The 20,120-nt window shown below is 35.8% G+C and carries 23 protein-coding genes; 18 read left to right on the top strand and 5 right to left on the bottom strand.

What is annotated here, in order from left to right; all coding sequences use genetic code 11:
* Positions 1-57: 57 nt before the first annotated feature.
* The 4 genes from QN089_RS15410 to QN089_RS15395 are packed head-to-tail and all read left to right on the top strand — an operon-like array spanning position 58 to position 3,278.
* Complete coding sequence (locus QN089_RS15410; RefSeq protein ID WP_285215656.1) at positions 58-1,506, top strand: AMP-binding protein; 1,449 nt, start codon at positions 58-60, stop codon at positions 1,504-1,506.
* On the top strand, positions 1,499-2,590 hold the full coding sequence (locus tag QN089_RS15405; protein ID WP_285215655.1) for an acetyl-CoA C-acyltransferase: 1,092 nt from the start codon (positions 1,499-1,501) through the stop codon (positions 2,588-2,590). The genes QN089_RS15410 and QN089_RS15405 overlap by 8 nt, the downstream gene beginning before the upstream one ends.
* Positions 2,587-2,946 (top strand): hypothetical protein, encoded by a 360-nt coding sequence (locus tag QN089_RS15400; RefSeq protein WP_285215654.1) that lies wholly within the window; start codon positions 2,587-2,589, stop codon positions 2,944-2,946. Before QN089_RS15405 ends, QN089_RS15400 begins: the two co-directional genes overlap by 4 nt.
* The gene (locus QN089_RS15395) at positions 2,922-3,278 is read left to right on the top strand and encodes a MaoC/PaaZ C-terminal domain-containing protein (RefSeq protein WP_285215653.1); all 357 of its coding nucleotides are present in this window, start codon (positions 2,922-2,924) and stop codon (positions 3,276-3,278) included. Before QN089_RS15400 ends, QN089_RS15395 begins: the two co-directional genes overlap by 25 nt.
* An 18-nt stretch (positions 3,279-3,296) precedes the next feature.
* Here the strand turns inward: QN089_RS15395 and QN089_RS15390 are convergent, their stop codons facing one another.
* Positions 3,297-3,668, bottom strand: a complete 372-nt coding sequence (locus tag QN089_RS15390; RefSeq protein ID WP_068456979.1) for a hypothetical protein — start codon at positions 3,666-3,668, stop codon at positions 3,297-3,299.
* 179 nt (positions 3,669-3,847) lie between these two features.
* On the opposite strand from QN089_RS15390, the gene QN089_RS15385 reads away from it, so the two are divergent.
* From QN089_RS15385 to QN089_RS15360, 6 genes are all read left to right on the top strand, one after another.
* Positions 3,848-4,762, top strand: a complete 915-nt coding sequence (locus tag QN089_RS15385; RefSeq protein ID WP_068456982.1) for a GGDEF domain-containing protein — start codon at positions 3,848-3,850, stop codon at positions 4,760-4,762.
* Between the two features lie 140 nt (positions 4,763-4,902).
* The gene (locus QN089_RS15380; protein WP_068456985.1) at positions 4,903-5,619 is read left to right on the top strand and encodes a cytochrome c biogenesis CcdA family protein; all 717 of its coding nucleotides are present in this window, start codon (positions 4,903-4,905) and stop codon (positions 5,617-5,619) included.
* Between the two features lie 14 nt (positions 5,620-5,633).
* Complete coding sequence (locus QN089_RS15375; RefSeq protein WP_285215652.1) at positions 5,634-6,182, top strand: TlpA family protein disulfide reductase; 549 nt, start codon at positions 5,634-5,636, stop codon at positions 6,180-6,182.
* An 18-nt stretch (positions 6,183-6,200) separates the two neighbouring features.
* Entirely contained in the window at positions 6,201-7,313 is a 1,113-nt protein-coding gene (msrAB, locus tag QN089_RS15370; RefSeq protein WP_068456992.1) for a bifunctional peptide-methionine (S)-S-oxide reductase MsrA/peptide-methionine (R)-S-oxide reductase MsrB, read from the top strand.
* 99 nt (positions 7,314-7,412) lie between these two features.
* Positions 7,413-8,180, top strand: coding sequence for a response regulator transcription factor (locus tag QN089_RS15365; protein ID WP_068456996.1), 768 nt, complete (start codon positions 7,413-7,415; stop codon positions 8,178-8,180).
* Complete coding sequence (locus QN089_RS15360; protein WP_285215651.1) at positions 8,177-9,916, top strand: sensor histidine kinase; 1,740 nt, start codon at positions 8,177-8,179, stop codon at positions 9,914-9,916. The genes QN089_RS15365 and QN089_RS15360 overlap by 4 nt, the downstream gene beginning before the upstream one ends.
* Positions 9,917-9,961: 45 nt before the next feature.
* Here the strand turns inward: QN089_RS15360 and QN089_RS15355 are convergent, their stop codons facing one another.
* Positions 9,962-10,393: a MarR family winged helix-turn-helix transcriptional regulator gene (locus QN089_RS15355; protein ID WP_285215650.1), complete on the bottom strand. Its 432-nt coding sequence runs from the start codon at positions 10,391-10,393 to the stop codon at positions 9,962-9,964.
* A gap of 119 nt (positions 10,394-10,512) precedes the next feature.
* Between QN089_RS15355 and QN089_RS15350 the strand changes: the two genes are divergently transcribed.
* Positions 10,513-11,094: an NAD(P)H-dependent oxidoreductase gene (locus QN089_RS15350; RefSeq protein WP_285215649.1), complete on the top strand. Its 582-nt coding sequence runs from the start codon at positions 10,513-10,515 to the stop codon at positions 11,092-11,094.
* Positions 11,095-11,238: 144 nt separating this feature from the next.
* Here QN089_RS15350 and QN089_RS15345 read toward each other — a convergent pair whose 3' ends face one another.
* A complete protein-coding gene (locus QN089_RS15345; RefSeq protein WP_068457009.1) occupies positions 11,239-11,571 on the bottom strand; it encodes a MerR family transcriptional regulator in 333 nt (110 codons plus the stop codon).
* A gap of 74 nt (positions 11,572-11,645) precedes the next feature.
* Here QN089_RS15345 and QN089_RS15340 point away from each other — a divergent pair, with 74 nt between their 5' ends.
* The gene (locus tag QN089_RS15340; protein ID WP_087682025.1) at positions 11,646-12,332 is read left to right on the top strand and encodes a type 1 glutamine amidotransferase domain-containing protein; all 687 of its coding nucleotides are present in this window, start codon (positions 11,646-11,648) and stop codon (positions 12,330-12,332) included.
* Positions 12,333-12,387: 55 nt separating this feature from the next.
* Here the strand turns inward: QN089_RS15340 and QN089_RS15335 are convergent, their stop codons facing one another.
* Positions 12,388-13,008, bottom strand: coding sequence for an NAD(P)-dependent oxidoreductase (locus tag QN089_RS15335; RefSeq protein WP_285215648.1), 621 nt, complete (start codon positions 13,006-13,008; stop codon positions 12,388-12,390).
* A 169-nt stretch (positions 13,009-13,177) separates the two neighbouring features.
* Between QN089_RS15335 and QN089_RS15330 the strand changes: the two genes are divergently transcribed.
* On the top strand, positions 13,178-14,950 hold the full coding sequence (locus tag QN089_RS15330; RefSeq protein WP_121176119.1) for an aminopeptidase P family protein: 1,773 nt from the start codon (positions 13,178-13,180) through the stop codon (positions 14,948-14,950).
* Positions 14,951-14,994: 44 nt separating this feature from the next.
* On the opposite strand, the gene QN089_RS15325 is transcribed toward QN089_RS15330, so the two are convergent.
* The gene (locus QN089_RS15325; protein ID WP_285215647.1) at positions 14,995-16,176 is read right to left on the bottom strand and encodes an MFS transporter; all 1,182 of its coding nucleotides are present in this window, start codon (positions 16,174-16,176) and stop codon (positions 14,995-14,997) included.
* 156 nt (positions 16,177-16,332) lie between these two features.
* Between QN089_RS15325 and QN089_RS15320 the strand changes: the two genes are divergently transcribed.
* The 5 genes from QN089_RS15320 to QN089_RS15300 all read left to right on the top strand — a co-directional run bounded on the left by QN089_RS15320 (position 16,333) and on the right by QN089_RS15300 (position 20,056).
* Positions 16,333-17,073, top strand: a complete 741-nt coding sequence (locus QN089_RS15320) for an ankyrin repeat domain-containing protein (RefSeq protein ID WP_082701498.1) — start codon at positions 16,333-16,335, stop codon at positions 17,071-17,073.
* Positions 17,074-17,257: 184 nt separating this feature from the next.
* Complete coding sequence (locus QN089_RS15315; RefSeq protein WP_068457026.1) at positions 17,258-17,905, top strand: peptidylprolyl isomerase; 648 nt, start codon at positions 17,258-17,260, stop codon at positions 17,903-17,905.
* A 123-nt stretch (positions 17,906-18,028) separates the two neighbouring features.
* Positions 18,029-18,958: a Gfo/Idh/MocA family protein gene (locus QN089_RS15310; RefSeq protein ID WP_285215646.1), complete on the top strand. Its 930-nt coding sequence runs from the start codon at positions 18,029-18,031 to the stop codon at positions 18,956-18,958.
* 10 nt (positions 18,959-18,968) lie between these two features.
* On the top strand, positions 18,969-19,466 hold the full coding sequence (locus QN089_RS15305) for an LURP-one-related/scramblase family protein (RefSeq protein ID WP_285215645.1): 498 nt from the start codon (positions 18,969-18,971) through the stop codon (positions 19,464-19,466).
* Positions 19,467-19,561: 95 nt separating this feature from the next.
* A complete protein-coding gene (locus tag QN089_RS15300) occupies positions 19,562-20,056 on the top strand; it encodes an LURP-one-related/scramblase family protein (RefSeq protein WP_087682014.1) in 495 nt (164 codons plus the stop codon).
* Positions 20,057-20,120: the final 64 nt, after the last annotated feature.

Genomic DNA, 20,120 nt, shown 5'->3' with positions numbered 1-20,120 from the left:
AATGTTGAAGGGATCTTTTAAGTGGTTCCTTCTTTTGTATTAAAGGAGAGGAAGTTAATGATTACGGAAACATATCAAGTATTTGTGAATGAAGATCCTGAAAAAATAGCAGTTACAACTTCTACTGAAAAAATTAGCTATTCACAGTGGCATACGTGGACGAATCAAACAGCACACTGGTTAAAAAGTATGCAAAATGAATATAAAACCGTTGGTATTTTACTACCGAATAGCCGTCACTTTCTACAAGTTTTTTTAGGTGCTGCAAAAGCAGGGTGGGTAGCTGTTCCTTATGATGTGCGTTGGACAACAGATGAATTAATGAAAAGAATCCAACTATCAAAGCCCGATCTCATTGTGACAACAGATGCTTTAAAAAGTAAGCATCATCAGTTATCGCAAAACTGGTTTGATGTCGTCGATTTAGATTTAGCTATACGTTCTTTCCCAACAGAAAATATAGTATTAGAAAAAAATAAACCATTCTATATTGGTTTTACTTCTGGAACAACAGGCACTCCTAAAGCTTTTATTCGTTCACAAAAATCATGGGTAGCTAGTTTTCAATGTAATCGTTGTGATTTTTATTTGGATAACACGAAGCATGTTTTAATTCCGGGTTCTTTATTTCATTCGCATTTTCTATATGGAGCTGTGAGTACACTTTATTTAGGTGGAAGTGTATATATCATGGAACAATTCACGCCGCAATTCACGATGCAGTTTTTGAATCAACACCCAATCTCTGTTTTATATGTTGTTCCTACAATGATAGAAGCGTTTTTTAAATCTCAAATGGCTGTAAAACAGTCGATTCAATTGATTTCATCTGGAGCGAAATGGTCACCACAATCAAAAAAACAAATTCATGAAGTTTTTTATGATGTCCAAATGTATGAATTTTATGGCGCAAGTGAAACAAGTTTTATCACCGTTTTATCAAATGAAGACGCGCTAAATCGTCCAGAGACAGTTGGTAAAGCTTGTACAGGTGTTGAAATTCAAATTCGACATCAAAAAGAAGAAACACAGATAGGCAAAATCTATGTAAGAAGTGAATTATTGATTGATGGATATATTACAGGTATGAATCGTGAGGTTGAAACGATTTGTGACGCAGAAGGGTTTGCGACAGTAAATGATATGGGATATATCGACGAAGAAGGTTATGTAACAGTTATAGGACGTGAACATAATATGATTTTATACGGCGGTATTAATATATTCCCTGAAGAAATCGAACAGGTATTAAAGACACATGAATTCGTCGAAGAAGCTGTAGTGATGGGTGTTGCAGATGCTTATTGGGGACAAATGATTGTAGCCATTATTAAAGGGAATGTTAGTAGATTAGAGCTCAAAAAGCATTGTCGAAAAGTACTTGCATCTTATAAAATCCCACGTAAATGGTTATTTGTTGAGCAAATGCCCTATACGACAAGCGGTAAAATAGCGCGCGGCGAATTACTAAAGCAGATTGAACGTGAGGAGCTTACATATGTTTAATGCGGTAATTGTGAAAGCTAAACGAACGCCAATTGGAAAAGTAAATGGACAATTTAAACATATACCGCCACAACAATTGATGACACCTATTTTAAGAAATTTAGTAGAAGGTTTAACAGTGCCAATTGACGATGTTATCTTAGGAAATGTTGTAGGGCCTGGTGGAAATGTAGCGCGATTTTCCGTATTGGAAGCAGGTTTACCGATGGAAATCCCTGGCATGACAATTGACCGTCAATGCAGTGCAGGGTTAGAAGCCATTAGACTGGCAAGTTACTTTATAAAGTCCGGAGCAGGACAATGTTATATTGCTGGTGGGGTTGAAAGTGCTAGTACATCACCCTTTTCTAAAAGAGCACAATTTTCACCAAAAGAAATAGGCGATCCTGATATGGTTGAAGCGGCAGAGAATGTAGCAAGAAAGTTTTATGTTTCAAAAGAACAGCAAGATGCTTATGCTTTAACGAGTTATGAAAGAACATGGCGAGTATTTGAGAGTGGGTATTTACAACAAGAAATTATACCGATTCAGCAGTTACAATGTGATGAAGAATTATATAAGAAAAGGGATTTATCTATTTTACTCAAAAGAATACGTCCGCTTTTAAAAGATGGAACTGTAACAGCAGCTAATAGTTGTGGTATTCATGATGGCGCTTCAGCAGTATTGGTTATGGAAGAAGAATTAGCAATTCAACAAGGATTTCAACCAGTCCTACGTTTTATTGATAGTGCCGTAGTTGGAAATCATCCGAATTATCCTGGAGCTGCACCGATTCCAGCAATTCAACAGCTTTTAAAAAAGCAACAACTAACAGTAGAACAAATTGACTTATTTGAAATAAATGAAGCTTTTGCATCTAAAGTGGTAGCCTGTATGCAAGAGTTGAATATTCCATTTGAAAAAATAAACTGCAGAGGAGGGGCACTAACCATTGGACATCCTTACGGTGCATCAGGGGGTATTCTAATCACGCGTTTATTCTATGAAGTACAAAGACGGGAAAATCTAAAGTATGTAGTAGCGGCAATCGGTAGTGGTGGTGGGATTGGTGTAGCTGTCTTACTTGAGGTAGTTGTATGAAAGAGAAATGTTTTGATATCGCATTTACAGAAGAAGAAGTAAAGGGATTTTTAGATTTAATAGATATGGAACCTAAAAACAATCGACAATTACCTCATATGTTTCCAATGATTGCTTGCAAATTTGCACAGGAATTATATATATGGTCAAGTCCACCTATTTTACGTAAACAAAATTGTATCATGTATGAAACAATGTATGTGAATCATATATATCATGTGAAGATTTATGTAACCAATCCTATTAAAAAGCGACATATTATGTATGCACAGCAAATCATTAAAATATACGATGAAGAAAAATGCCTGTTTGAAGGGGAGTCTGATTTAATATGGAACAATATCAGTTCACTCTAAAAATTTCATGTGAAGAAATTCACGCATATAGTATATTATCAGGAGATAAGAATCCCATTCACGTAGATCAATTAGCAGCAAAGCAAGCTGGATTTAAAAGTATTGTAGCGCATGGATTACTCGTGCAATCAAAAATCATATCGCGCCTAGAATCATTGTTTCAACTTGAGCAAGAAAGTATACAAATAGCATGTACATTTTTATCACCCGTCTATGCGGAAGAAATACTAGAAATAGAAGTGATATCTACGGTACAAGAAATAAAATTCAAAGGCACCATACAATTGCATGAAGTAGTTCGAGGGGGAATCAAAAAGAGTGAACGCATTTAAATTTGTTCACTCTTTTTACTATGAGATTCTTTTGTCTAAAACTACGCCAATAATCAATCCGATTGTTGAAATTAAAAAAAGATAGGCACCTGAACCTGCTACATTAATGGCAGTCCCAAATATTTCGTCTGATTTTGAACTAATATAAGCAATTGAAGCAATTAATGCTACGATTCCACAAACTAGTCCGCCAACTTTATTTATATAAGTATTCTTGAGAACACAATAAACTGGATAAATAAAAGCAATTAAAAAAAGATATCCACCTTGTTGGAAACCAGAAGCACTTAAAATACCTAATTCAACCCACGGCAAAAATAAAGAAATAAGAGCGATTACAGTTGTAATTAAGATAATTTTTTTACCGAGTGATAGTTGTTTAAAGTTCATATTATTCACCACCTCCACCTTATTTTACCATAAAATATAAAAAAGATTTATAATGTAAATCAATAAACCATTTAAAAATAGTGGAAATATTAAAAAGTATATACAATACATCTTTAGTTCTAGTTAAAAAGACCTTATAATGTATAAAATAGTATATATTTTAGATGGGTGGGGAAATGATGATATTATTTGTGGTTTTACTATTATTAATTTTATGCTCTTATATCTACATGCAAAAAGTAAAGCTTTCTAAAAAAATTACTTTATTACAACCTATGGTGGAATCTGTAGAGAACATCCGAGATTTACTTTATTATTGTGAAACTTATCCAGAATTTAAATATCATTATCTAAGCCCGACAATTGATGATTTATTAGGACCAGGAACGTTAAAATCGCATCTTCATAATCCTAAAGCAATTTATGATTTAGTTCATCCAGAAGATTATGCATTATTAGAAGCGAAGGAGCGGGGTGAAGTCGATTTCACACAACCACTTCGATTTCGCTTTCGTAATCATCATGGAGAGTACCTTTGGTTTGAAGAATATGCGACTCCAGTCTATGAAAATGGACGTTATGTGGCTGTTCAGGGGCTATTTCGTAACATTCATGAGAAGGTTATTTTAGAAGAAAAATTATCTAATCAAGCAATTCGAGACGGACTTACTGGTGTTTACAATCGTCAATATTTTCAACAACAATTGGAGAAATATGATGCACTACAGGAAGAAATGATGATTGCTGTAATTGATTTAGATGGTTTAAAAGAAGTGAATGATACATATGGTCACATGACTGGAGATCTTATGATTCAAGCAACGGCGCAAGCTTTACAACAATATGCTTGTGAAAATACAGTGGTTGCACGAATTGGTGGAGATGAATTTGTGATTATTAAACCGAATTGTAACTATACTGAATTCGAACAGTATATCAAGAAAGTACATGGTTATTTATCTAATATACATGAACAAATTCAAATGTCTGTAGGTTCTGCTTATGCACCAAATTCATATGGCAAAATGAATGAACTATTACATGAAGCAGACCTTCAAATGTACGAACAAAAGAAACAGCAAAAACAATTATAGAGTGAATGAGATACTTCTTTTAAGAGGTATCTTTTTTTGTATGACCACATCATTTTAAAGATTTTGCATAGCTTATTCTATGTTCTGAAAACTATAAAATCAGTAAGATAGAGGTAACAACATGAACGGAGGTGTCTTCATTGGCTGTCGAGCAACTTGTATGGGGCTCTGTATTCATTGCAGGCTTACTATCATTTTTTTCTCCATGTATTTTACCGTTATTGCCGGTCTATATATCGATTCTTTCAACAACTGAACAGGGAGCGAAAGGAAAAGTCATCTCGATTGGGAAGTGGCATATCCATCCGCTACTTGTATTGAAGACCATTATTTTCGTTACGGGTCTATCAACAAGTTTTGTATTATTAGGTTTTGGCGCAGGTTATTTAGGTGCAGTTGTACAAAGTGAATGGTTCATCGTCATTTGCGGTGCAATTGTCGTATTTTTAGGTTTACAACAAGTTGGACTATTCAACTTTTCATTTTTAAATCGCGAAAAGAAAGTTGAAGTGAATCGCAGTAATAAACGTGATTTGTTTGGAACATACTTACTCGGTTTAACATTTAGTATGGGATGGACTCCTTGTATTGGGCCGATCTTAGGTGCAGTACTCGGTTTATCAGCAAGTGAAGGACAAGCAGCATATGGTGCATTATTAATGTTCATTTATGCACTTGGTTTATTAATTCCATTCCTTGTTTTAGCGCTATTTTCAGATTTATTACTAGGGCGCGTACGCAAATTAAATCAGTATATGGGGAAGTTAAAAGTATTCGGTGGTGTGGTTATCATCATCATGGGTCTATTCTTAATGACAAATAATCTAAATTGGTTTACAACACTTATTCCACAGTAAAGGAGAACGAGTAGATGAAACGAATAAAAATTCTAACACTAGCAACCGTATTGATGTTATTACTAGTTGCCTGTTCCTCAGGTGGCGAAACGAAGACAGAATCAAAATCAAATGAAACAACGACTACAACTGCGAGTGCAGGTGAAGCAGCACCTGATTTCACATTGACAGATGTAAATGGCAAAACACATAGCTTAAAAGATTATGAAGGTAAGAAGGTCTATGTGAAGTTTTGGGCTTCTTGGTGTCCAATCTGTTTAGCAGGTCTTGAGGAGTTAAATACATTACAAAATACGAAAAAAGATTTTGAAGTATTAACGGTTGTAGCACCTGGCTATAAAAACGAAAAAAACACAGCCGACTTTAAAAAATGGTTTAGTGGTGTAGAAGAAGCACCAGATATTACAGTATTACTTGATGAAGGTGGTAAAATTGCCGACCAATATGGCGTTCGTGGTTACCCAACATCAGCGTATATCTCATCAGATGGTAAAGTTGTTCAAACATTACCAGGACATGCAAGTAACGAACAAATTATCGAGAAATTTAAAGAAATTAAATAGAGAAAGGTTGTCAGGCAAATGAAGAAATTTTTATGGCTTTATTTACTAGGCGCTGTATTGCTACTTGCGGCATGTGGTTCAGCTGGCATTACAAGTGGTGGTTCAAATGGCAGTAATGGGGCAGAATCAAAGTTCCCTGAAAATCCAAATGAGAATTTAACATTCGATAAGAAGAACTTAAAAGAAATCTATTTAGCTGGCGGTTGTTTCTGGGGTGTCGAAGCCTATATGGCACGTGTGTATGGTGTCTATGATGTAACGTCAGGCTATGCGAATGGTACAACAAAAAATCCAACGTATGAAGAAGTCGTTAGTGGTAAAACAGGTCATGCGGAAACAGTTCATGTATTATATGATCCAGAACGTGTAGATCTAGAAAAGCTACTTTCTTATTACTTTAAAATTATTGATCCAACATCTTTAAATAAACAAGGTAATGACCGCGGTACACAATATCGTACGGGTATTTACTATACAGATGAAAAAGATAAAGCAGTTATTGATAAAGTTATGGCAAAAGAACAAAAACGTTATGATGATAAAATTGTAACGGAAGTAGAACCACTTAAAAACTTTGGTTTAGCAGAAGAATATCATCAAGATTATTTAGAGAAAAATCCGAATGGTTACTGCCATGTGGAATTCGATTCACTTGAAGATCAAAAAGTACCTTCATTGATTGACCCTGCGAAATATCCAAAACCAAGTGCAGAAGAAATCAAAAAGAAATTAACAAAAGAACAATATGAAGTAACACAAGGTAGCGACACAGAGCGCGCATTCTCAAATGAATATTGGGACACATATGAACCAGGTATTTATGTAGATGTGGTAACAGGTGAACCGTTATTTGCATCAGAAGATAAATATGATTCAATGTGTGGATGGCCAAGCTTCACAAAACCAATCGATCCAGCGGTTATTGTAGAGCGTGAAGATAACAAATACAATATGGTTCGAACAGAAGTAAGAAGTCGTACAGGCGATAGCCATTTAGGTCACGTATTTGATGACGGCCCAAAAGATAAAGGCGGTCTACGCTACTGTATTAATAGTGCAGCAATCAAATTCATTCCAAAAGAAGACATGAAAAAAGAAGGTTACGGCTACCTATTGAAATTTGCAAAATAGGTCGATTTAGTACAGTATAAGAAAAGCTAAAACAATAAGAGAAATCGCGTTTCACGTGGTTTCTCTTTCTTATTACATAGAAAAGGAGTGATACGTGTTATGTATAGATTATTATTAGTAGATGACGAAGCGATTATTATTCGTGGCATTCGCTCATTCGTTGATTTTGATGCACTCTCGATTTCAGAAGTATATGAAGCTTCCAATGGCGAAGCAGCACTGGCGCTTTTTAAAGAGCATGAACCCGATTTAATTTTAGCTGATATTAATATGCCAAAGATGAATGGTCTTGATTTTTCAATTGCGGTCAAAGAGATAAAACCTGATACAAAAATTGCGTTGATTACAGGGTATGACTACTTCGATTATGCGTTGACAGCTTTAAAAGCAGGTGTAGATGATTATGTATTAAAGCCTGTATCTAAAACAGATATTCAACAAACATTGCAAAAACTCATCGCAAAACGTCAACAAGATGATAAGCACCTCGCTGTGACAAAAATCGTAGAAGATTTAACGAAAAAAGTAGATACAGTAGATGACACAGGGTACCAAGAGAAGATTCAAAAAGAGATTGATGACCACATGAATGATGTTGATTTTTCACTAACGTATTTAGCAAAACAATTATCACTCAGTACGTCCTATTTAAGCAATTTATTTAAACGATTATACGGTCAAACTTTTCAAGAGTATATGCTGACAACACGTTTGGAACGAGCAAAAATTCTCTTGCTTAGTACGAATATGAAAGTATATGAAATTGCATCGGCAGTTGGATTTGATGATCCAAATTATCTAAGTAGTTCTTTTAAAAAGAAGTACAAGATGTCCCCGAATCAATTTCGAGATAAGGTGAAAGAATGAAAAAAGCGCGTTTTCCAGTTTTAAAAAAATTACGTGTACAGATGTCCTTGCATTACGTCATCGCAAGTATTTTAACACTTGCTTGTATGGGAATTATTTTGTATTACAGTATGACGTCCATTGTTCAAAAAGAAGAAACTACGACAACAGAGACTGCAATTGAACAGAGTGGTATGTATATTGATTTGTATTTAGACCGTTTAAAAGCCATGTCACGTGTTCTAGCAGAGAATCCACAACTCGTTGATTATTTAGCAACAGAAGAACGCAATCAAACGACAAAACAAGATTTACTATCCACAATTCGCACAACGATGTCTACAGACCAAGCAATTGAGTCGGTTGTCATTGTCAGTAAAAATGGTGAAATCTTATCGAATGAAAAAGGGCTCAATATGAGTATGTCGAGTAATATGATGAAGGAATCGTGGTATATGTCGGCAATCGAAAATGGTGACCAACCTGTTTTAACATCTGCACGCATGCAAGACTTTTCAATGGATAAAGACAATTGGGTGATTTCATTAAGTCGTGAGATTAAAGATGCAGAAGGTAAGAATATTGGAGTTCTCTTGATTGATATTCAATATAAAGTCATTGAAGATTACCTTAAAAACTTAAACTTAGGTAACGAAGGATTTTCATTTATTTTAAATGCCAATAATGAAGTGGTATATCATCAAAATCCAAGTTATTTTCAAAATCCTGTGAAGCAAAAATATTTACAGCAAATTGCGGATAACCCGAAAACATTCGATGAAAAAGAAGGGACATTCACGTATTCTTTCCCACTTGAAAATGCGGACTGGAAGCTCGTGGGCGTATCTTCACAAGATGAGTTAGTGGCGATTAAAGACAAGCTAATGAAGATTGTGTTAGCTGTCGGTCTCATCTTTTTAGTGCTCGCGATTGTGAGTATTGTTATTTTTACAGGGCGCATTACAAAGCCTTTCAAAAAGTTAGAGCAGGCGATGCAAGACATTGAACAAGGATTGGTTGAAATCCCTGTAGATGAACGTGGATGTTACGAAGCGCAAAGTTTAACACGTCATTTTAATGAGATGGTTGTTGAGATTAAAACGCTGATGGAAGAAGTGACTGAAAAGGAAAAAGCATTACGTCATTCGGAAATTCGTACATTACACAGTCAGATCAATCCACACTTCTTATACAATACGCTCGATACGATTGTCTGGATGGCAGAGTTCAATGATAGCGAAAAAGTGATTGATATGACAAAAGCGCTAGCGCAGTTCTTCCGCCTATCATTGAGTGGCGGTGCAGAACTAACGACTGTTGAAAATGAATTGGATCATGTCAGACAATATTTATTCATTCAAAAAGAGCGTTATGGTGATCAACTTAATTACACAATTGAGTGTGAACCGTCACTTGCTTCTATTCAAATGCCAAAGATTTTATTACAGCCAATTGTTGAAAATGCGTTGTATCATGGTATCCGAGGTCTTTCGCATACAGGTGAGATTCGAATCTATGTAAAAGATGAAGGAGAAGATTTAACCTTTTATGTAGAGGATAATGGAGAAGGATTCGACACATCGACTCTAGATGAAATACAAGAGAAAAAACAAACAAAACTAGGCGGTGTCGGTATTCAAAATGTAGATGAGCGTATTAAATTGTACTACGGAGAAACGTACGGTGTGACGATTGATTCTACAATCAATGAAGGGACAACCGTTGCCATTAAAATTAGTAAAACATTGCACACATAATAGATATAAAAAAACAGCCCTTTGGTTCAAGAAAGGGCTGTTTTTTTAGTCATAAAATAATTTTTGTTGTAGTAAATTAAGTGCTTTTTCAAGTTCAAACTTTTCGGTAGCAGTTAAATGCGCGATTCTTTTTTGAAATTTATGCTCGATCTTTTGGAAAGAAGCAGACATCATTTTTGTACCTTCAGTAGATAATGAAATCACTTGTTTTCGACGATCCACAGCATCTGTTTCTTTTATAATCCATTTTTGTTCTAATAATTTTCGTAATTCACGACTTGTATTCGGTAGAGAAATATGGAGACATTCGCTAATTTCACTTGGTGTTACCGGTTGGCTCACTGTAATGTACTCTAAAATAGCATATTGAACAGCTGTTAGATGTTCATTTTTTACATCCTTTGTGAGTTGTTGTGTGGTTAAATGTACAGCAGATGTAAAGGAAATAACTTTTTCAAATAAGGTTTTTTCGTTCATAAGAGACACTCCTTTAAAAAAACATATCAAATAACTTATCTAAAAACAATTATCATTTGACAACTAATTACTTTACAAGTTATATTTAGTTATCAAATGATAACTAAAAGAGGTGTAGAATGAATATTTTAATTGTGTACACATATCCGAATCACGAAAGTTTAAATGCGTCATTTTTACAACACACATTAAAAGGGCTGCATGATCATTCTCAAAAACATGAAGTACAAGTGCTCGATTTATATGCTGAAAATTTTAATCCAGTATTAGATTTCCATAAAGAAAAACGAAGAAGAGATTTATATAAAGACCCAGATTTAGAGAAATACAGGGAGCAAATTAAATGGGCGAATCAACTGATTTTTATTTATCCAATTTGGTGGGGAAGACCACCCGCAATATTATTAGGATATATTGATAAATTATTTTCTGCAAACTTTGCATATCGAGATACAAAGGGATTATTTGCAGAGGGGTTATTAAAAGGAAAATCAGTTATTTGTATTTCAACAATGAAAGGACCAACACATTATCCATTCATTTGGCTGCATAATGCACATAAAATTTTGATGAAGCGTGCACTATTTCAATTTGTCGGTATTAAAAAGATAAAGTTTTTTGAATTTGGTTCTATGGAGAAAAAAGAGGGAAAACAACAAAAGAGGTTGTTACAAATTGAAAGTCATATGAGAAATTTATAAAGAGCCCGGGACAAAACATGTCATCTCCCTTTTTTAGAGTTCGCAACGAAAAATTGGAACCGCGCCACAGCGCAATTCCAGTTTTTCTTATGCTCATATGGGATGTGTTTTTTACCCTTATGTCTCAGGCTCATAGATACTCATTTATTCAATTTTTGTATCAATTTCTTGAATATAAGTTTGAAGAATGTCAATTTGCTCAACTAATGTTTGTTTATGTTGTTGCAAAATTGCTTGCACATTTAATTCTGCATGTTGTGATTCAAATGTTTGAATTTGCTGCTGGATTGTCTGAATGGACATACCGAGCGTTCGAAAACAGCGAATTAAGTTGAGTAATTCGATTTCTTTCTCTGTGAATATTCGATTACCCTTTGTATCACGTTGAACAAAAGGGAGTAGTTGAATTTTTTCGTAGTAGCGAATTGTGCTTGCAGGCACTTGTGCTAATTCTGAAGCTTGTCTAATAGAGTACATGAATCGTCCGCCTTGACTTAAAGTATGGTTTAACTTGTACCATGAATCATATCAAGAAAAAAGGAGTATGTATAATGAAAAAAATCTTAGTTGTCGTAACAAATGTATCAAAATATCCAAACCAAGCGCGTGCTACAGGATTATGGTTAGCAGAAGCAGTTCACTTTGTAGAAGAAGTAACAAAAGCAGGCTATGAAGTGGATTACGTAAGCCCTAAAGGTGGTTATACACCACTTGATCCACATAGTCTTCAAGCAGATCAAATGTCTGAACTAGATTGGTCTTACTATACGAACCCTACATTTTTAAATCGTTTAGGAACAACAATGGCTGCGAGTGAAGTAGATGCAAGCGAGTATGATGCAATTTATTACACAGGTGGTCATGGCGTAATGTGGGATTTCCCAGAAGATGCACACCTTCAAAAATTAGCGAGTGTCATCTATGAAAAAGGCGGCGTAGTAGCGGCTGTATGTCATGGTTCAGTCGGCTTATTAAATATTCAAACTGCAACAGGTGACTATTTAATTAAAGATAAAAAAGTAACTGGATTTACGAATACAGAGGAACAAGCTGTAGGATTAACAGAAGTTGTACCATTCTTAACAGAAGACGCGTTAAAAGAACGTGGCGGCCAGTATGTGAAATCAGATGACTGGGCATCATTTGCAGTAGCAGATGAACGTGTCGTAAGCGGTCAGAATCCTTCTTCAGGTGCAGCAGTTGCAAAAGAAGTTATTCAATATTTAGAAGCACAATAATAAAAAAGTCCGAAGTCGCATTATAAGTGCAATTTCGGACTTTTTTTATGGTTTATTATTGTGCAATTCCTACAGATTCGCCGATATATGTGTTGTCACCTAAAGCTTTTAAAATAAAGTGTGCGACATCAGCACGTGGTATATTACGTGCATTCTCTGGCACACCTTCTTTTGCTTCACGATATTCTCCTGTATAGTCATCATTCGTCAAACCAAGTGGACGAACGATCGTATATTGTAAGTCTTTATGTGCTTGAATCAAATCAACAGCGTGGCGATGGTCAGTTAAAACATTTTGAAGCATTTTCATCACCATTTTGCCACCTACACCCGGTAGTTCATTATTGATTCCAGCAGAAGCGGTATAGACAATTCGCTTCACGTGATGTGCTTCCATACCAGCTACAATGTGTTGGGTCATTTCTTCTAATTGTGTAGACTTCGCGACCATCTTATTTGAGCCGAGACAAGAAACAACGGCATCATGACCTGCAATTGCAGCAGATACTTCTTCTGCATTTGTCGCGTCACCGCGTACGACATGAAGATGGTCATTTTCGATTTGTAATTTTGTTAAGTCACGTACAAAAGCAGTCACTTCATAACCTGCTTGAAGTGCTTGATTGACTACATGACGTCCAACGCCTCCAGTAGCACCGAATACAATGATTTTCATAAAAATCCTCCTCGAATATAGCGTTATTTACTTATACCCTAAATGAAAATGACATAACAAATCAAATAATGTTCGATTTTTTAAAATATTCAACACTCTTCGGTTCACAAAATAACTTTTTTTGTTCAAAATAGAGAAGTAAGTAATTTTGATAGGGGGACAAATGAAAATGATTAAAGAACGCGTAGCACAACTGAGAGAATTAATGAAAGAACATCAATTGGATGCGTATATTATTCCAAGTTTTGATGCACACCAAGGAGAGTATGTAGCAGATTATTGGAAGAGTCGTGAATGGATTTCAGGTTTTACAGGTTCAGCTGGTACGGTCGTAATTACATTAGATGACGCAGGGCTATGGACAGATGGACGTTACTATATTCAAGCAGAAAAACAATTAGCAGGTTCAGGCATTCGCTTATTCCGTATGGCAGATCCTGAAGTACCTTTTTATACAGAATGGTTAGCGGATGTTTTAAAAGAACAGGCGACAATTGGTTTTGACGGTCGCGTATTTTCAACACAATTAGTAGAGCGTATGAAAAAGGATACAGCTGCTAAACAGATGAAAATTCATGCAAAAGACGATTTAATTGGTCAGCTATGGCACGATCGTCCAGCTGTTTCAGATGCACCTGCTTATATTCATGACGTGAAGTATGCAGGGAAATCACGTACAGAAAAACTAGCAGAAGTACGTGTTGAGATGAAAAAACATCAGGCAACACATTATCTTGTTGCTTCTTTAGATGATATTGCATGGTTATTAAATATTCGTGGTACAGATGTTCCGAATAATCCTGTAGTGACAGCAAATGTGTTGATTACCGATACAAATTGCACCATCTTCATTGATTCTAAAAAATTACGACAAGATGTGAAAGAAGTTTTAGAAGCAGATGGTATTGAGGTTAAAGAGTATGAAGAAACTACAGCAACACTTGAAAAGTTACCAACAGATGCAGTCATGTTATATGATGACCAACGCATCAATTATGCTTTAGATGAAGCCATTCCAACAGCTGTTAAACGCATTGCGAAAACAGATGTAACAACAACATTAAAAGCGATTAAAAATGATGTGGAGATTGAAAACTTCAAAGCATGTGAATTACGTGATGGCGTAGCGATGGTTCGTTTTATTAAATGGTTAAAAGAAGAAGTGGCATCTGGGAACATTACAGAAATCGCAGCAGAACAAAAATTAGAAGACTTCCGTCGTGAACAGGCTGACTTTGTAGAGCCAAGTTTTGATACAATTGCAGCATACAAAGAGAATGCAGCGATGATGCATTATAAAGCAGAGGAAGCGACTCAAAAGACATTAGAAGCACAAGGGTTATTCTTAGTCGATTCAGGTGGTCAATATTATGATGGTACAACGGATATTACACGTACAATTGCGTTAGGCGCTCTAACAGATGAAGAAAAACATCATTTCACACTCGTATTACAAGGTTTTATCGCACTAAGTAAAGTGAAATTCTTGCATGGCTCAACAGGTGGCAATTTAGATGTATTAGCACGCCAACCAATCTGGGCTGAAGGCATTGATTATAAGTGCGGTACAGGACATGGTGTTGGTTTCTTCTTAAATGTACATGAAGGACCACAAAGTATTCGTAACAGCAATCACGTTGTATTAGAAAAAGGCATGATTATTACGAATGAACCAGGAATCTATTTAGAAGGAAAGCATGGTATTCGTACAGAAAACATGTTAGTTGTAGTAGAAGCAGAAAAAACGGAGTTTGGTCAATTCATGGCATTTGATACCATCACATATTGCCCAATTGATGTAGACGCAATCGAAGTAGAATTACTAACACAAGCTGAAAAACAATGGTTAAATGCGTATCATGAAGAAGTATATGCAAAACTTTCTCCATATTTAAATGAAGAAGAACAAGCTTGGTTAAAACACGAAACAAGAGCAATTTAATCAAAGAAAAGCGAAGCCATTCAAAATTGAGTGACTTCGCTTTTTTATTTTGTCTTCTGATCCAATCGGTAACTAATACTCGTTAAAATACACGCTAGAATCGCAAGAACACCACCTACAAATGGAATAAACGTTAGCGAGCTTGCGTGATAGACAAATCCACCAATAGCAGAACCCATCGCAATCCCTACATTACTTGCGACAGGCATGAGGGAAGCCGCAAGACCTGTTGCGCTCGGCTGATAAATTTTCGCTAAATCAATTAAATATAACTGAGTTGAAGTCGTTAAGAGAATCGACATGAGTGACATCAAGCCAATATTAACTAAAGCGAGTGGTAGCGAAGCAGTTGTCCAGTAGATTGCGATTAATACAAGTGCTTGAATAAAGAAGACGATACGCAGTCTGGCGATTGGACGATGACTAGCAATCTTTCCAGCAAGAATATTACTAAAGATTGAAATGACACCATAACCAAATAATACGAGACTGATGGACTCATTTTGAATATCTAATGTTTTTAAAATCGGTACAAGATACGTGAATACGGCATAGGTAGCGCCAAAGCCAAGAGCTGGAATGAAGAATGCCATTAGTATTCGACTGTTACCAAGTAGTGCGAATTGGTCACGAATGGAACCTTTCTCTTGACTGAGTTTATGCGGTAATAAACGCTGTGCAAAGATGAACGCAACTAAACCAAGTGAAGCGGTTAAGATGAATGTTGCGTGCCAAGAAAAGTGTCCAGCAAGTAGTGTACCGATGGGAACACCGATGACATTCGCTAATGTAAAACCACCGAATACGAATGAGATGGCCATGCCACGCTTATGTTCAGGAACCGACTCATTGGCTACGACCATCGCTAACGAGATTAACACACCTGTAACGATGGCTGTTAGCATACGAAGTACGAGTAGGACCAAATAGCTTGTTGCAAAAATGGATAATGTATTAAATAGAACGAAAGCTAAAATTAACAGTAGCATCCAAGGACGTTTTTTAAAGTGACTTGTAAGTGCCATAACGATTGGTGTAGTAATGGCAAAAGTAAAGGCAAATGCAGAAACGAGTGTACCTGCTTGTGCATTTGAAATATGAAGACTAGAAGAAATATCAGTTAAAATTCCGACAATCACAAATTCGCTTGTACCTAATACGAATGTAAGTAGGCTTAAAGAGAAAATGAGTAGACCATAGGGTGTTTTGTTTTCTTGTTGTGTCATAGACAGGCTCCTTTTTCTCAAAATAACTTCATTAGCATAGCATAATTAGGACATAAAATAAGGAAAAGGTGAATTTATTTAATTCATTTAAATTGTCTTGGCATCGTAAAGTACGATATAAAAGAGAAACATAATAGATATAAATGGAGTGAATAGATGTTGAAGAATATAATAGGTTTAACAGCAGTTACCATATTATTACTGGCTGGATGCACATCAAAAGGGGATGACAATGTGGAAAAACAGACAAAGACAGAGGTAACAGAAGAAGCAGTAGAGAAAGACTTACAACCAAAAGAAGAACAGCAAGTACAAAAAGGGGAACTTCTACAAGCTGTAGAAGAAAAAGATGTACAAAAAGTAAAAGAGATTTTGGCACGTAGCAATGCAACTATAAACGAAACAAATGATAAAAAGGAAACGCCATTACTCATTGCTACACATGAAAATGATATAGAAATCGCAAAATTATTAATTGACGCGGGTGCAGATATTAATCAGCAAGATGCGATTCAAGATAGCGCCTATTTATATGCAGGTGCACAAGGGAAAACAGAGATTTTACGTTATATGATGGAACATACAAAACCAAATCAACAAGTACGAAATCGTTTTGGCGGAAATGCATTAATTCCAGCAGCTGAAAAAGGGCATTTAGATAATGTTCGTCTACTATTAACAGATGAACAAGTAGATATTGACCATCAAAATGATTATGGTTACACAGCATTGATTGAAGCAGTTGCCTTAACAGATGGCTCGAAAGTATATCAAGAAATTGTGCAAGAGCTTATGGACGCAGGAGTAAATCAAAATCTACGTGACCGCTATGGTAAGACAGCGTTAGATTACGCAAAAGAACAAGGGTATCGCAAAATGATTGAGATTTTAAATTAGAATAAAGGTTGGAACATAACCACCTTATATAAGTATAAGAAAAATCGGAATTGGGCTGTGGCACGGTTCCGATTTTTCGTTGCGAACTTTAAAGGGAAAGTAAGATAGTTTATCTCATTCTGTCTTTTTGGTTCTATTTAAAAGTATGGTATATTTTTGGTAAGAAGAGAGGGAGGATTTATACATGAAAAAGAGTAAGTATGGACTACTATTATTTATGGTGATGGCACTCATCGCAATGTTAGCAGCATGTAGTTCAGATAAAAAAGAATCAAAAGAAGAGCCTGAAACAAATTATGCATCAGAAGTAAAAGAGAATCCGATTGTGACCATCACAATGGAAGATAATCAAAAGATTCAAATGGAGTTATATCCAAAAAAAGCACCGAATACAGTTGCGAACTTTATTTCATTAATCAAAAAAGGCACATATGACGGAACAATCTTCCATCGTGTCATTCCTGATTTCATGATTCAAGGTGGAGACCCAGATGGGAATGGTACAGGAGGTCCTGGCTATGAAATCAAAGGAGAGTTCTCTAAAAATGGTTTTGACAATGATTTAAAACATACACGTGGTGTTGTATCAATGGCACGCAGTCAAAACAATGATTCGGCAGGTTCACAGTTCTTCATCATGGTGGCAGATACACCAAGTCTAGATGGTGACTATGCGGCATTTGGTAAAGTGACATCGGGAATGGACGTTGTAGACCAAATTGTAAAAGTTGAACGTGATGGCTCGGATAAGCCGAATAAAGATCAAAAGATGAAAAAAGTCGAAGTTGATACAAAAGGCTTTGATTACCCAGAACCAGTAAAAGTAAAATAAAGATTTGAAAAATCATCCTAAGTTGTCCACAATACAATAAAGGATGATTTTTTTTGAAAAGATATCCACATGTGTATAACTTATACTAGTTGAAAAGATATCCACAAAGAGAGGATGATGAGGATGAAGGGGATTTTAATTGGAGCAGGTGTTGTTGGAGAGAGAATACTTCAACAAGCAGCTAACTCCACCAGTGTAGAGATTGTAGCAATGTACGACGTGAATACAGAGCGGTTACAAGAAATGTCGGCGCGTTATAACGTTCAAACAACTTCTTCATTAGAAGAACTATTAGAAATAGAGGCTGAATTCGCTTATATTGGCACACCACCTATTAGCCATATGTTTTTGACAGAAGGTTGTGCAAAAAGAGGATTACATGTTATTTGTGAAAAACCGCTTGCTCACAATGAAGAAGAAGGAAAAAGAATGGTGGAAATTGCAAAAGAATATGGTGTTAAAACAGCTATGCATTTTCCAATGATATATGGGGAAGAATTTTTATATGTAGAAAAAGCAATACAGCAACAGGAACTCGGTGATGTTATTCAGGTTGAGTTATCAACTTATTTTCCACAGTGGCCACGCCCATGGCAAGAAAATAATTGGATTCGCACGCGTGAACAGGGTGGTTTTATTCGTGAAATTTTTCCACACTATCTTCAGATGACAGAACGACTTTTTGGTGAAGGATCACTTCAATCTCATCAAACAAATTATCCACAGAATCCAGAGCTTTGTGAACAGAGTGTTTGTGCACTTGCACAACTTCCGGGAAATATTCCGTTTGTTTTACAAGGAGCGCATGGTGTCGCAGAACAAGAGCAAATAATCTATCGTATTCATGGTACGAAAAAGACAATGACCATTCGAAATTGGGCAGAATTATGGGTTAGTACACCTAACCAACCAGAACAACGACTAACATTACAAAAATCTAACATTTCTTTTTTAGATGAGGTTTCTCTCTACTTTCAGGGTAAAGGTTCAAACTACGTTTCATTTGAAGAAGGCGCATCTGTCCAACATATAATTGATTCTTTATTAAAATAGGAGTGAGAATATGAAAAAGTTGTATATGAAGCAAAAAGTACTTAGCTTAAACAGTAAATTTACGGTGAAAAATGAAGCTGAAGAAGATGTGTATCGTGTAGAAGGTAGTTTTTTACGTATTCCTAAAAAATTCTCTATTACAAATCAGCAGCAACAAGAGGTAGCGCTTGTAACTAAGAAAGTATTTAGTTTTTTACCACGTTTTTTCGTAGAAGTAGAAGGACAAGAAGTACTAACCATCAAAAAGGAATTTTCATTTTTTAAAGCGAAATATAGTATTGAGGGTCACGGAATTGAAGTGAATGGAAATTGGTGGGATATGAATTTCGAAGTCTATCAAAATCGAACATGTATCGGTTCGGTTAGACAAAAGTGGTTTAGTTGGGGCGATAGTTATGAGATTGAAGTTTTAGATGAGGCGATGGAGATTATACTTGTAGCGATTGTTGTAGCAATTGATTGCGTAAAAGCAGATGATCGTGCAGCAGCAGCATCTACATCTGTATAGTTCAAATTACAAAATGATGTGATATCGTTATTTCGTTATTTAAAGGGGTAAGAGAGTCATACCTAATTAAATAATGAAAAGGTGTGGATGAAATTATGAAAACTTTACACATGGGTGGTAACACATATGCGATTAAGGAATTTTTTATTCGAGATGAACAAGATGAAGTAGCTTATACAATTGAGGGTGGATTTTTACATCTACCAAGAGAATTCAAAGTTCTTGACCGAGATGGACAACAAGTAGCTAAAATCACGAAAAAAACATTTAGTTTATTACCACGCTTTTTTGTAGAAGTAGAAGGACAAGATGTACTCACAATTAAAAAAGAACGCTCTTTTTTAAAGGCGCATTACACAATTGAGGGCGCCAATATCGAAGTACAAGGAAACTGGATGGATATGCAATTTGAAGTGCTATGTGAAGGAGAGCATATTGGACGCGTCAAAGAACATTTTGTAAAAGGACGTCGTCGATATTTCATTGAAATTGAAGATGAATCGAAAGAGTTAATTCTTGTGGCGATTGTTATTGCAGTGGATTGCGTACGTGTGGATCACCGATTAGAAGAAGATTTAACACATCTATAAAAAGATTTCGTTTCACTTTCATACGCTGTATTATAGAGAGAGAGAATAAACGTATAGGAGAGAA

This window comes from Kurthia sp. YJT4, assembly GCF_030219945.1.
GTDB classification, from domain to species: Bacteria; Bacillota; Bacilli; order Bacillales_A; family Planococcaceae; genus Kurthia; species Kurthia gibsonii.
This window is presented reverse-complemented; position numbering and strand designations above follow the sequence as displayed.

Excerpts from the sequence above, each read along its gene's own strand:
- QN089_RS15410 (WP_285215656.1), top strand. The coding sequence starts at position 58 with ATGATTACGGAAACATATCAAGTATTTGTGAATGAAGATCCTGAAAAA.
- QN089_RS15405 (WP_285215655.1), top strand. The coding sequence starts at position 1,499 with ATGTTTAATGCGGTAATTGTGAAAGCTAAACGAACGCCAATTGGAAAA.
- QN089_RS15400 (WP_285215654.1), top strand. The coding sequence starts at position 2,587 with ATGAAAGAGAAATGTTTTGATATCGCATTTACAGAAGAAGAAGTAAAG.
- QN089_RS15395 (WP_285215653.1), top strand. The coding sequence starts at position 2,922 with ATGGAACAATATCAGTTCACTCTAAAAATTTCATGTGAAGAAATTCAC.
- QN089_RS15390 (WP_068456979.1), bottom strand. The coding sequence starts at position 3,668 with ATGAACTTTAAACAACTATCACTCGGTAAAAAAATTATCTTAATTACA.
- QN089_RS15385 (WP_068456982.1), top strand. The coding sequence starts at position 3,848 with ATGATATTATTTGTGGTTTTACTATTATTAATTTTATGCTCTTATATC.
- QN089_RS15375 (WP_285215652.1), top strand. The coding sequence starts at position 5,634 with ATGAAACGAATAAAAATTCTAACACTAGCAACCGTATTGATGTTATTA.
- msrAB (WP_068456992.1), top strand. The coding sequence starts at position 6,201 with ATGAAGAAATTTTTATGGCTTTATTTACTAGGCGCTGTATTGCTACTT.
- QN089_RS15365 (WP_068456996.1), top strand. The coding sequence starts at position 7,413 with ATGTATAGATTATTATTAGTAGATGACGAAGCGATTATTATTCGTGGC.
- QN089_RS15360 (WP_285215651.1), top strand. The coding sequence starts at position 8,177 with ATGAAAAAAGCGCGTTTTCCAGTTTTAAAAAAATTACGTGTACAGATG.
- QN089_RS15355 (WP_285215650.1), bottom strand. The coding sequence starts at position 10,393 with ATGAACGAAAAAACCTTATTTGAAAAAGTTATTTCCTTTACATCTGCT.
- QN089_RS15350 (WP_285215649.1), top strand. The coding sequence starts at position 10,513 with ATGAATATTTTAATTGTGTACACATATCCGAATCACGAAAGTTTAAAT.
- QN089_RS15345 (WP_068457009.1), bottom strand. The coding sequence starts at position 11,571 with ATGTACTCTATTAGACAAGCTTCAGAATTAGCACAAGTGCCTGCAAGC.
- QN089_RS15340 (WP_087682025.1), top strand. The coding sequence starts at position 11,646 with ATGAAAAAAATCTTAGTTGTCGTAACAAATGTATCAAAATATCCAAAC.
- QN089_RS15335 (WP_285215648.1), bottom strand. The coding sequence starts at position 13,008 with ATGAAAATCATTGTATTCGGTGCTACTGGAGGCGTTGGACGTCATGTA.
- QN089_RS15330 (WP_121176119.1), top strand. The coding sequence starts at position 13,178 with ATGATTAAAGAACGCGTAGCACAACTGAGAGAATTAATGAAAGAACAT.
- QN089_RS15325 (WP_285215647.1), bottom strand. The coding sequence starts at position 16,176 with ATGACACAACAAGAAAACAAAACACCCTATGGTCTACTCATTTTCTCT.
- QN089_RS15320 (WP_082701498.1), top strand. The coding sequence starts at position 16,333 with ATGTTGAAGAATATAATAGGTTTAACAGCAGTTACCATATTATTACTG.
- QN089_RS15315 (WP_068457026.1), top strand. The coding sequence starts at position 17,258 with ATGAAAAAGAGTAAGTATGGACTACTATTATTTATGGTGATGGCACTC.
- QN089_RS15310 (WP_285215646.1), top strand. The coding sequence starts at position 18,029 with ATGAAGGGGATTTTAATTGGAGCAGGTGTTGTTGGAGAGAGAATACTT.
- QN089_RS15305 (WP_285215645.1), top strand. The coding sequence starts at position 18,969 with ATGAAAAAGTTGTATATGAAGCAAAAAGTACTTAGCTTAAACAGTAAA.
- QN089_RS15300 (WP_087682014.1), top strand. The coding sequence starts at position 19,562 with ATGAAAACTTTACACATGGGTGGTAACACATATGCGATTAAGGAATTT.